The 11,404-nt window shown below is 70.7% G+C and carries 12 protein-coding genes; 9 read left to right on the top strand and 3 right to left on the bottom strand.

The window, feature by feature from the left end; translation table 11 throughout:
• From VG276_24240 to VG276_24250, 3 genes are all read right to left on the bottom strand, one after another.
• Nucleotides 1-185 (bottom strand): hypothetical protein (locus VG276_24240; GenBank protein HEV8652409.1); only part of this gene is annotated, 185 nt, incomplete at its 3' end.
• A gap of 105 nt (nt 186-290) precedes the next feature.
• Entirely contained in the window at nt 291-1,124 is an 834-nt protein-coding gene (locus VG276_24245) for an inositol monophosphatase (GenBank protein HEV8652410.1), read from the bottom strand.
• Complete coding sequence (locus VG276_24250) at nt 1,121-2,125, bottom strand: aminotransferase class I/II-fold pyridoxal phosphate-dependent enzyme (protein ID HEV8652411.1); 1,005 nt, start codon at nt 2,123-2,125, stop codon at nt 1,121-1,123. Before VG276_24250 ends, VG276_24245 begins: the two co-directional genes overlap by 4 nt.
• Nucleotides 2,126-2,568: 443 nt before the next feature.
• On the opposite strand from VG276_24250, the gene VG276_24255 reads away from it, so the two are divergent.
• The 9 genes from VG276_24255 to VG276_24295 all read left to right on the top strand — a co-directional run.
• Entirely contained in the window at nt 2,569-3,987 is a 1,419-nt protein-coding gene (locus VG276_24255; GenBank protein ID HEV8652412.1) for a helix-turn-helix transcriptional regulator, read from the top strand.
• Nucleotides 3,975-4,478, top strand: a complete 504-nt coding sequence (locus VG276_24260; GenBank protein ID HEV8652413.1) for a GNAT family N-acetyltransferase — start codon at nt 3,975-3,977, stop codon at nt 4,476-4,478. The genes VG276_24255 and VG276_24260 overlap by 13 nt, the downstream gene beginning before the upstream one ends.
• Before the next feature lie 155 nt (nt 4,479-4,633).
• Nucleotides 4,634-4,978: a CRISPR-associated endoribonuclease Cas6 gene (locus VG276_24265; GenBank protein ID HEV8652414.1), complete on the top strand. Its 345-nt coding sequence runs from the start codon at nt 4,634-4,636 to the stop codon at nt 4,976-4,978.
• 107 nt (nt 4,979-5,085) lie between these two features.
• Nucleotides 5,086-6,423, top strand: coding sequence for a hypothetical protein (locus tag VG276_24270; protein ID HEV8652415.1), 1,338 nt, complete (start codon nt 5,086-5,088; stop codon nt 6,421-6,423).
• The gene (gene cas7i, locus VG276_24275) at nt 6,420-7,466 is read left to right on the top strand and encodes a type I-B CRISPR-associated protein Cas7/Cst2/DevR (protein HEV8652416.1); all 1,047 of its coding nucleotides are present in this window, start codon (nt 6,420-6,422) and stop codon (nt 7,464-7,466) included. Before VG276_24270 ends, cas7i begins: the two co-directional genes overlap by 4 nt.
• A complete protein-coding gene (gene cas5 / locus VG276_24280) occupies nt 7,463-8,176 on the top strand; it encodes a CRISPR-associated protein Cas5 (protein ID HEV8652417.1) in 714 nt (237 codons plus the stop codon). Before cas7i ends, cas5 begins: the two co-directional genes overlap by 4 nt.
• The gene (gene cas3, locus VG276_24285) at nt 8,173-10,575 is read left to right on the top strand and encodes a CRISPR-associated helicase Cas3' (protein HEV8652418.1); all 2,403 of its coding nucleotides are present in this window, start codon (nt 8,173-8,175) and stop codon (nt 10,573-10,575) included. The genes cas5 and cas3 overlap by 4 nt, the downstream gene beginning before the upstream one ends.
• Complete coding sequence (locus tag VG276_24290; protein HEV8652419.1) at nt 10,572-11,102, top strand: CRISPR-associated protein Cas4; 531 nt, start codon at nt 10,572-10,574, stop codon at nt 11,100-11,102. The genes cas3 and VG276_24290 overlap by 4 nt, the downstream gene beginning before the upstream one ends.
• Nucleotides 11,103-11,104: 2 nt before the next feature.
• On the top strand, nt 11,105-11,404 hold a 300-nt coding region (locus VG276_24295), incomplete at its 3' end, for a CRISPR-associated endonuclease Cas1 (GenBank protein HEV8652420.1).

The raw sequence follows: 11,404 nt of genomic DNA on the forward strand, positions 1-11,404 counted from the left end.
AGGAACCCGAAGGTGGTGAAGATGCCGGTGGTGACCGAGATGAACGAGAACGCCACCCCGAACGACTCCCCCCAGCCCAGGCTGCGGGCCAGCCGGGGGCGGTAGCCGAAGCGGCGCACCAGCGCGTCCTCCTCGGGGGGCTGGGTGCGGCTGGTGGCTGCGGTGCGGTCGGGGGCGGGACGCATCCGGGGGGTGCCTCCATGTCGTCGTCGGGTAGTTGGGCACGCGTTGGGCCAGGCCAGCCGAGCGCTGGTCGTGCGGAGCGGGAATGAAGGTCGGTCTGGTGGGGGTCAGCCGCCGCGGTCCCGCGCCGGGGTGGGCGGGGGAGGATCAGCGCCGGCGCGGATGACGTCGAGCGCCACGGGGTGCAGCCACCCGTTGCTGCCGATGGCGAGCCGCCCCTCAGCCCACGGCCGCCCGGCGGGGTCGGTGACCTGCCCGCCGGCCTCGGCCACGAGCAGGATGGGGGCGGCCAGGTCCCAGACCCGGTCGCCATGGTCGCCGATGACCAGGTCGACGGCGCCGTCGGCCAGCAGGCACCACATCAGGAAGTCGCCGATCCCGCGGGTGCGCCAGCACGCCCCGGCCAGCCCCAGGAACCACCGGTCGGCGCGCAGGTCGCCGTAGGCAAGGTGGGCGCCGGTCAGCGCCCCGACCCGCGACACCGCAAGCGGGCGGGGCGAGGGGTCCAGCGGCCCGGTGGTCCAGGCGCCCTGGCCGCGGACCGCCCACCAGCGCCGGCCCATCGCCGGCGCCGAGACCAGCGCGACCTCGACCTCGCCGTCGACCTGCAAGGCGAGCAGGGTCGCCCACCAGTCGAGCCTGCGGATGAAGTTGCGGGTGGCGTCGATGGGGTCGATGAGCCAGCGGACCCGCCGGCTGCCCGTCTGTCCCCGCTCCTCTCCCAGCACGCCCTGCTCCGGGCGGTGGGTGGCGATCAGCTGGCGGAGCCGGTCCTCCACGGCCTCGTCGGCCTGGGTCACTTCAGTCAGGTCAGGCTTGCTTGCGACCAGCAGCTCGCCCTGCCGGTACAGGTCCAGGCTGAGCTGGTCGGCCTCGTCGGCCAGGAAGCGCGCGAAGGCGAGGTCGTCGGTGTCCTGCCGGTACCCATTGCCACGGGTCATGGCAGCACCGCCCGGAGTGCGGCCAGGAACGCGCGGTTGTCGGCCGGGGCGCCGACCGTGACCCGCAGGTGCCCGGGCAGATGGGGAAGGCCGGACACGTCCCGGATCGCCACCCCACGCCCGAGTAGCGCCCGCCGCACCTCGTCGGACGGCAGCGGGGTCGCGAAGCACAGGAAGTTCGCCTCGCTGGGGCGGACCCGCACCCCGGGCAGCCCAGCCAGCGCCTCGGCCAGCCGGCCGCGTTCGCGGACCACCAGCGCGACCGTCGCGGCCACGTCGTCGAGGTAGCCCAGGGCGAGCAGCCCGGCGGCCTGGGCGAACCCCGACGGCTGCCACGGCACCCGCACCTTCGGCAGCACCCTAACCAGCTCCGGGTCAGCCAGCAGGTAGCCCAGCCGCAGGTCGGCCAGGGCCAGCGCCTTGGAGAAGGTGCGCAGCACCACCAGGTTCGGGAACTGGTCGAGCAGCCCGGCCGCGCTCGGCGCCGCGCTGAACTCGGCGTAGGCCTCGTCGACCACGACCAGGCTGGCCGGCTGCTCGGCGCACCGCCGCGCAATGGTCTCGATGGGGGTGGGGTGGCCGCTGGGGTTGCTCGGCGAGCAGACCACCACCACGTCGGCGCCAGCGCGGTCGTCGACGAGCTGGGTGCCGGTGGCGGCGGCGACCTGCCGGTAGCCCCCCCAGGCCGGTTGCAGCACGACCAGGCTGCGGCGCGGCCCACCGAACGCCAGCAGCAGCTGGACCAGCAGCTCGAAGGTGCCCGCCGCGACCCACACCCCCTCGACTGTGCGGCCGTGCAGGGCGGCCAGGCGCGTCCGCAGCGCGGTGGCGTCGAGGTCGCCGTAGCGGTGCCAGTCGTGCGCGCCGGCCAGCTTCGCCAGGTCGGTGCGCAGCGCCCCGCAGGGCGGGTAGGGGCTCTCGTTGGTGTCCAGCCGCACCGGCACCAGCGGCCGGGGCGAGCGGTAGGGCACATGCCCGGCCAGGTCGGGACGAGGCGTCACCCCAGGCACGCCGGGCGAAGCGAGCGTCCGCGCGTCGGCTGAGCCTGTCGGTCGGTCGTCCACTCCCAGGGGTGTGACGATCGCGGCCCTGGCGAGATATTGCGGCGCTGGTGTGGTCTCGTGTCCGGTCACGATCGTTGCCTTTGGGTCGCGGATGGCTGTTGAGCGATGAACACCCGGCATCACCTTCTCTGTCGTCGCATCGCGCGTGCCTCCCCTCGTTACCGTTGGCGCTGCAACGGCAGGGATCGCGTGACTCGAGCACCTTCCAACGAGCCGGGGGCGCGGTCCCAGCGTTCCGGGGACCCTCACACCGAACGGGGATACCCGCGCAGGGACCCTCGCGGGTCCTCACGGCGGAGGCGCTTCTTGATGGGGTTGGCGTTCGCGCGGGATGTGACCGGAGCAGTAGGATTTGCTATGAAGTCCCTGGTTGCGCAGCGTTGAAGGGCGACCCCGTGCCGGAGCCGAACCTCGCAGCACTCCGTAAGGAACGCGGCCTGAGCCAGCCTCGGCTCGCGTCTGCGATCAACCGCTTGGCTAAAGAAGACGGTCACAACGCGGCGTGCAACGGCAAGACCGTGAGCGCGTGGGAGACCGGCGCTCGGCGTCCAAGCGACTTCTACGAGTACTACCTCGCCGGGGCGCTTGGCGCACGACGAGACCAACTGGTCTACCCTCCGCTCAAGAAGCACAGCAAGAAGGGGACCTCGCCGTCGTCGCCTCGCCGCACTTTCAGCGACGACTCTCCGGACAACGAGTCGTCAGTTACCAACGGCGCCCTCAGGTTCGTTCGGCGGAGCAACGAGCAGCTTCACCCGAACCGGGATGTTGACCGTGATGGCACAGCGGTTGCCACGCCGATAGGTCGCCCCGACCTGGACCGGGTCGAGCTGCTTCGTCGAGATCTGGATGACCTGATCACCGAAGGGGCGATGACCAACGCCAGTCTCGATGACTGGGAACGGACCGTGCTGCACTTCGGACAGGCCGCTCGGCATCGCCCGCCAGGTGTGCTGCTGGAAGGCTTGACCGCTGACCTTGCGGAACTGAAACGAGCGCTCTCACGCCGCCGATCAGCGTTCGCCTTACGGCGTCTTATCAGGGTGACCGCCCAAATGTCGGGGCTCATGTGCTTGACACTTGTCAAGCTCGATGAGCGCACGGAGTTCCGCAGGTGGGCGCGCACTGCTCGCGTTGCAGCCGAGGAAGCGGGCGATCCCCTGACCCACTCGTGGGTGCTTGCGCAAGAGGCGTACGGGCACTACTACAGCGGTGATCTCATCGGCGCGGTGGACGTGGCGTATCACGCGCAAGACCTCGTAGGCAATGTGCCTTGTGTCGGTGCCGCACTTGCAGCGGCACTCGAAGCTCGTGCCCATGCCGCCCTTGGCCGCCGTCAAGAAACCCGAGAGGCGCTTGCGCGAGCCGAAACCTTCTTGGCGAAGTTGGATGCTGATTTGGTCGTGGCATCTGCGTTTGGCTATACCGAGGCACAGCTTCGCTTTCACGAAGGCAATGCCTACACTCATCTGCGTGACACGCGGTCGGCGTGGAGGGCACAGGAACGGGCACTCGAACTTTGTCCTTCAGGCGACTACATGGATCGGGCATTCACTAAGCTCGATCGTGCAAGCTGTCTTGCCCATGACGGTGATACTCCCGCAGCCGTCTCTTACGCGACTGAAACTCTCGTAAGTCTAAGCGACCAGCAGCGTCAAGGCATTATCACGCTCCGCGCACATGAAATCGTTGCTGAGCTCCCGAGAAAGCATCAAGCACTGCCGCCGGTTCGTGAACTCCGCGACCTGCTAATGCTTACGGCCGGGACGAAGGGAGTAGAACACTCGTGGTCTTCGTGACACCTGCTGAGCCGGGCAACATTGACGGGATTGCTGCTCTTCTTGAGGAGATGGATCGCTCCTATGGCGCGACGGAAGTAGAGCCACTCGAACTTCGAGTAGGTCAGATCAACGACGCGATCTTTAGCAATCCACCTGCTGCGTATGCCCTGCTGGCATGGGATGGTGCACAGCTCGTAGGTCTCGCCGCGTATTCGTTCCTGTGGCCCGCCATCGGTCTTACACGGTCGCTCTACCTGAAGGAACTCTACGTTGCCCAGGAGTATCGCCGTAAGGGCGTTGGCAAGCTCCTGATGGAGGGCATATTCGAGGTCGCCGCGAAGTACGAATGCAGCCGCGTCGAGTGGACGACCGACGACGACAACGCCAACGCTCAGCGCTTCTATGACAACCTCGGGGTTCGCAAGTATCCGTCCAAGGTGTTCTACCGAGTGGAAGGTCAGGGCCTTCTTCAGGCCGGTCAGGTCTACAGGACGCCGGTGCCACACTAGCAGCAGGTGCTACGCACGAAGCCCGGTCAGCCCTGGGTTCGCGCGAGCGAGTCTGGGTGGCACTCGCCCTGCTGAGCTGAGCAGATCTACGGCTCAGCTCGTGGCAACAGCGCCACTGGGGATCCGCGGCACTGGAGATTCGCTCTGTCGCCGCGGTGGACCCGCCGCGGTTCATCACCGGACAAGCCGAGTGGCACACGGCGACGCCGGTCATCGTGAAAGGCGACCATCCCGACCGTTTCCTGCTCCCGGACGACCCTGGGTGGCTGGAAGGGCTGCGCGGGAACCTCCAGCGCAAGGCGGCGACCCTCGGGCTGGACGACGCGGTGGAGGTGGAGCCCCTGTGGGCAGGGGCCCGGCGGCTGTTCCGGGTGGACGGATCCGCCCGGATCGGCGCCCCGGTCACGGTGCGGGTCCTGGCCGCATCGGAGACGCTCGCGGCGATCTGGTCGTGGGGCCTCGGACAGGCGAACTCGGCCGGGTTCGGGTGGATCGAATGACAACAACGGTCGCTGCGACCCCGCCGCTGTCGCTTACTCCCCATCCGCTCCAGCGCGTCGGCGCGTTCGCAGTCGCGCGCCTGGCCGGCCGAGGCGGTGTGGCTGCCGTGACCGGTGCGGACCTCGACCTGGTGAGTGCGGCGGTGCAGCGAGACGCCGTCGCCGCGGCCAGAGCGACCAAGGAAGGACCGGGAAGCTACTGGCAGAGGGTGCTCGGAGCGGCCTTTCCGAACTCCCCCGCGACACATCCTGGGCGCGCTCGGCGGGACGTGGCTGCGGAGCTGGCCGCGTTCCTGGACCGCCCAGCCGCCTCGGGGATGGTGGGCTTCGCGTGCGTGCTCTGCGCCCGCCCGGCCGACCGGGTCGTCGGCAAGGACCGCTTCCCCCTGGTCGCGTCCATCCTGTACCGCAACACCACCGCGCCGGGTGTGCCCGGCTGGCCGCTGTGCTGGCCGTGCCTGCTCGCTGGATGGGCGATGCCGTACGGCGCGACCTATGTCCGGGGCCAGCTCGTCGTGTTCGACTCGAGCGACCAAGGCCTCCTCGGCTACCTGACCGGCCGGGCGGTGGTGGAGAACCGGCGGTATGTCAGCGTCGACCAGGTGGCGGCGCCGGTCCGGTTGGAACGCCCGACGACCGTCGCGTTCCGCGCCTTGCGGGAGTACCGGGAGACGCCCCAGTCGGGCGTGCGCATGCTGGTGTTCCGCAACGACAACCGGGGCGCGCAGCTCCGCTCGCACCGGATCGCCCAGCGCCGATGCGCCTTCCTGGTCGGGTTGGATGCCAGGGACAAGGCGGCCGGCCTCGGCCTGCGGGCCGTCTGCCGGGCGTTCGACGTCCACGGACGGGACGGCACCATGCGCCGCCTCGGCGAGAACGTCGCCGCGACAAGCTTGCTGGAACAGCCCGAGCACCGCTTCCTGTCGGACGCCCGCCGCGCGCTTCTCGGCATCGTCAGCAGCGGGCAGCTCCGGCCGCAGGAGCAGTCGACCGACGCGCCGGGGACGATCCCGGCGCTCGCCCGCCGGTACGCCAAGGAGGTCCTGAACGTGAGCACGGTCGACACTGGCCGAATCGAGCAGGTGAGCGAACGCGTGGCTGCCCTGATCGGCAACGGTGAGGTGCGCGGGCCGCTGCACGAGTTCACCGAGGCATCGCGTTCCCCCCATAAGCTAAACAGCTGGTTCCGCCGACGGGCGGTCGACTGCCTGATCACCGACCCGCAGGCGGGCCCGCTGCTCGAGCCAGCCGACTACGAGTTGCTGTTCCAGGAGGGCGCCGACGGCTTCGTCGCACGCGACCTCCTATTCTTCGCCGTGATCGCAAGACTGCACGAACGGGGCTGGGGGCGGTCGCTCGACGAGACCACCCGCGCCGAGCTGGCCGCCGAGCTGGCCAACGCAACTACTGACGACACCGATGACGAGGAGGAGCCGCGCACATGAGCTACCTGGCGGGGAAGCTGGTCATCGAGGTGCGAGAGGGAGCACCCAACAATGGCCTCACCGACGACGCTCAGGTCGGCCGCGTGAAGCAGATCAGGCTGGGGTCTGGACGGGACAGCCGTCTCTACCCCTACATCGCTCCGCAGGCGTACCGGCGCTGGCTGCGCGACACGCTCACGGCGGGCACCGAGGCCTCCCCGGTGATCCGCTCGGGCAGCGGCGCCAAGCAGCAGGCCTACACCGTCGGCGAGCCACACCGGTACGTCGACGACGACCTGTTCGGCTACATGCGCGCGATCAAGGACAAGGAGACCCAGCGCGACAGCGTACTCAGCGTCGGGACGCTGCGGGCGGTCTCGCCCGCCCGCCCGACCGAGGACTTCGGCACGATGTCCCGGGGGTTCAGCGCCGACGAACGTCCGGTCCTGCACCGCCACGAGTTCTACACGGCCGACATGGCCACGGACCTGCTGATCGACGTCGCCCACATCGGCGTGTTCACCCTCGGCGGCGCCGGCCACCGGCGCAGCCTGACTGACGAGCAGGTCGTCGAGGCGTTGGCGGGCGGTGCCAGCAAGGTGCGCTTCCGCGGAATCGACGCGGTCGCCCTGCCGCTCGAGACGCGCCGGGAGCGGCTCGCCGGACTCCTGGGGGCGATGGCGTCCGTTCGCGGCGGCGCCAAGCAGGCGCTCCACTACGGCGACCGCACGCCGGCCCTGCTCGTCCTGGTCCCGATGCGCGGCGGCATCAGCCCACTCGGGCGGGTTGTCGCCGACAGCGATGGCACCACCGAGGTTCGGGCGGACGTGCTGCGTGCCGAGCTGGACGGCTGGGCCGAGGAGACCCTCGGGCCGGCGTGGGTCGGCTGGGCGCCGGGCTACCTGGCCGGCCAGCGCGACCGGGTCGCCGCCGACCTAGCCGACCTGGTCAAGGATGGGCGGGTCGTGCTCGACCATCCCCGGACCCTGCTGCTCGCGCTGGCCAAGGAGATCCGAGCCGGCGAGCACGACGACTGGTTCACCGACCCGGTCTGGGCGTCGTGACCACCGACGCGATCGCCCTGACAGGTGGGCCGGCCGTGCGGGCGCGGCTCCTGGCGCCGGTCGCGTCGTTCCGCGACCCGATGTTCCCGGGGCTCCAAGCCGGCCTGCTCGTCCCACCCCCAGCCACGGTACGCGGACTGCTCGCCGCGGCGTGGGGCAGCTACGAGCGGCTCGGCCGGGTGCACGTGGGGATCGCGTTCCGCATCGGCGGCGAGGCGATGGACCTGGAGACCTACCACCCGCTGAACACCGACGGCCGGATGCGCTTCCCAGGCGTGGACAAAGGCCCGACACCGCTCGAGCGCCATCTAGTCGTGGATGCCGAGCTCACCGTCTGGGCGATCCACGACAACCCGGAAGCCTGTGCCGCGGCGCTGCGGCGGCCGGTCTGGGCGCTCCATCTCGGCCGCAGCCAGGACCTCGTCCACCTCGTCGACATTGACGTTGTCGAGCTACGCACCGTCGACCGTGGCCGGCAAGGGTTCGCGCTTGTCCCGGTCGGCGCGGTCCCGCGCGGGACCGGGGACGAGTACCGCCTCGCTACCTGGGTCGCGGCGGACCGGCGCCGGACCCGGTACGAGGACTTTCTCTGGGCGGAGGAGGGCGGCGGGGACGTGGAAACGGTCGTTGGCGCGCTCGTGGACGAGGGCGGGCAGCTCGTCTGGCCGATCGACGTCAACGACGTCGATGAGGTCGACAGCGCGGCATGACACCGGTCCCGCTCGACTCGGTCTGGGCGAAGAGCCGCCGTGGCGGAAAGCCGGGCGAGCGCCTCACTGAGCACCTGGAAGCGGCGCTCCAGACCGCCCGGGCGATCGAACGCCGTGTGGGATCGCTCGACCGGCTCGCGGGGATGCCACCGGGCCGCTTCTGGCCGCTCGTGGCATGGGCGGCGCTGCTGCACGACGCCGGGAAGGTCGCCGATGGGTTCCAGGCGCAGCTCGCCAACCCCGCCTTCCCGCCACCCAAGCTGGGTCGCGGCGGCTGGGGGGAGCGGCACGAGGTCCTATCCCTGGCCTTCGTCGACCTGCTCACCACGGCACTCTCCGAGGACGAGCGCCTGTGGGTGGCGCTCGGGGTCCTCACGCACCATCGGCCGCTCCGTCCCTCCGGAGCGGTCGGCCAGGGGCGGGGTCGTGACCTCGACCGGCACTACGGGGGCGCCCACCCGGAACGCTTCAACGAAGCGTTCGGCGAGCAGGTGCGCCAAGGCGTCCACGATGAACTGCTCGACTGGCTCGCCACGCGCGCACCCGAGCCGGTCCGGCGCGAGCCGCCCGATGCGCCGGCCGCGGAGCGGGCGCGACGGATGTTCAAGGCGTCGACCGACCGTTGGCAGCGGGCGCTGCCCGACGGGGAAGGGCTGACCGCCGTGCTACTGCAGGGAGCGGTGACGATGGCGGACCACCTGTCCTCGGCGGGACGGCAGGGGTTCGACGGGACGATGCCGCTGCCAGCCGGCTACCTCGACCGTCTCACCGCAGCCGGCTGGCACCCGCACGCCCACCAGCTCGCCGCCGCCCACGAGGACGGCCATGTCGCGCTTGTCGCGCCGACCGGCACCGGCAAGACCGAGGGGATGCTGGCGTGGGCGAGCGCGGCGCTCGCCGGCCTGGTCGGCCAGCCTCGCCTGTTCTACGTGCTGCCGTACCTTGCGTCCATCAACGCGATGGTGCGCCGGCTCGCTGACGACCTCGGCTGCGGTATGGACAGGATCGGCGTGGTCCACGGCAAGGCCGCCCAGGTGCTGCTTGCCTGGTCGACCGAGGACGGCGCGGACGACCTGGAAGCCGCCAGGAAGGCACGCGCCCGGCAGCGGATGACCCGCCTGTTCCACGAGCGCCTGCGCGTCGGCACGCCCTACCAGCTCCTCCGCGGCGCGTTGCTCGGCCCCAAACACACCAGCGTCCTGCTGGACGCGGCCAACTCCGCGTTCATCCTCGACGAGCTGCACGCCTACCAGCCCAGAACCTTCGGATGGCTGCTCGCCACCCTGCGGCTGTGGGAGCGACTCGGCGGGCGGATCGGCATCGCCTCCGCGACACTCGCCGAGCAGGTCCTCGACGTCATCCGCGACAGCCTCGCCGCGCCCATCGCCGTCGTGCACGCCGACCCGGAGTTCGCGTCCGGGCTGGTCCGTCACCGGCTCCGCCTGGCCGACGACGACCTCACCGACCCCGCGAGCGTGGCCCGCGTCCGCGACGCGGTCGCCGACGGCCGGTCCGTGCTCATCGTCGCCAACACGGTCGGACGAGCGCAGCAGATGTTCGCGCGGCTCGCCCAGGCCGCCCGCGACCGCTGGCCCGACGACCCGAGCAGCGCCGTGCTCCTGCACGCCCGGTTCCGGCAACAGGACCGCAGGCGGCTCGAAGACACGCTGCAAGACCGCTACGCGACGCTCGGCCCTGACCGGCGGGGCGGGCTGGTCGTCAGCACGCAGGTCGCCGAGGTCAGCCTCGACGTTGACTTCGACGTCGCGTTCACCGACGTCGCCCCGCTGGAGGCCCTCCTCCAGCGGATGGGCCGCGTCAACCGTGTCGCTCGACGGCCCCCCGCCGAGGTATGGATCCACCCGGTCGAGCCGGCCCCAGGCCGTCCAGACAGGGTGGGGCCGTACCTGGCCGCACCCGTCCACGAAGCCTGGCGGATCCTCACCACCCACGACGGCGAGCTGGTCGCAGAGGCTGCGGCGCAGCACTGGCTCACGGACGCGTACGCGGGAGTCTGGGGGCAGCAGTGGCTCGCCGAGGTACGCCGCGCGCGAGACGAGTTCACGGCAGACTTCCTCACCTTCTCCAGCCCGTTCGACGACCGCTCGAGCTTGGAAGACCGTTTCGATCAGCTCTTCGACGGTGTCGAAGCGGTCGTCACCACGGACTTGGACGCCTACCGCGCGCAGTTCGAGCGTGACCCTCTCCTCGCCGCAGGCCTGCTGATCCCGCTGTCCTACGAGCTGCTCGCACGGCTCGTCAGGGACGGCCGCTGCCGGCCGACGCGCGACCCTGCCACCGACACATGGGTCCTCGAGCTGCCCTACAGCCAAGAGCACGGCTTAGACCTGTCCGCGCCCGGTCCCGGAGCTGCCAGCGAGGCGGAGACGATCCTGTGAGCGCCCGACCTCCAATCCCGCCCGACCGCGCCCGGCTCGCCGAGGACGACGTCGGGGGCATCCACGTCAAGTACCTGCACCACTGCCGCCGGCAGCTGTGGCTGTACACCAGAGGATACCGGCCCGAGGCCGACAGCGATCTGGTCGCCTTCGGCGAGGCGGTCGACGCGACCACGTTCCGGCGCAAGCGGGGCGTAGCCCTCGATGCCGTGCGCATCGACTGGGTGGACGGCCGCCTGTGGGTCCACGAGGTCAAAAGCGCCCGGCGTCCCGACGACGCCCACACCGCGCAGGCACGCTTGTACTGCCTCGCCCTGGCCGACCGCGGCGTCGCAGTCCACGGCGCTGTGGTCCACTACCCACTCGCCCGGCGGACCGTCACGATCCCCTTCGACGACGCCGCACGCGCCAGCGCCCTCGCCGACCGGGCGCGCGTGGTCGAGGTGAGCGCCGCGCCGAGCGCCCCGGCGCGGCTGGAACGCGCCCGCTGCAAGGGCTGCTCCTACCTCGACTACTGCTGGGGATAGCCGTGACGGGCGATGCGCAGCGAACCTACTGGCTGACCACCGCGTGCCGTGTCCGGCGCGAGGACCAAAGCCTTGTCGTCGAGCGGCCCGACGGCTCGAACGTCCACATCCCGGTGACGGACGTCCGCGACCTTGTCGCGCTCGCACCCGTCGACGTCAACACCGCCGCCGTCTCGCTCCTGGCGCGTCACGGCATCGCCCTCCACCTGCTCGACCACTACGGCAACTATGCCGGGCAGCTCGCGCCTGCCGACGGCATGTGTGCCGGCGAGGTCGTGCGCCGCCAGGTCGCCACGGCCGAG

It is taken from the genome of Actinomycetes bacterium (assembly GCA_036000965.1).
Lineage (GTDB): Bacteria > Actinomycetota > CALGFH01 > CALGFH01 > CALGFH01 > DASYUT01.

Bases quoted from the DNA above. Each gene is read 5' to 3' on its own strand.
- cas7i (HEV8652416.1), top strand. From the start codon at position 6,420: ATGAGCTACCTGGCGGGGAAGCTGGTCATCGAGGTGCGAGAGGGAGCA.
- cas3 (HEV8652418.1), top strand. From the start codon at position 8,173: ATGACACCGGTCCCGCTCGACTCGGTCTGGGCGAAGAGCCGCCGTGGC.
- VG276_24245 (HEV8652410.1), bottom strand. From the start codon at position 1,124: ATGACCCGTGGCAATGGGTACCGGCAGGACACCGACGACCTCGCCTTC.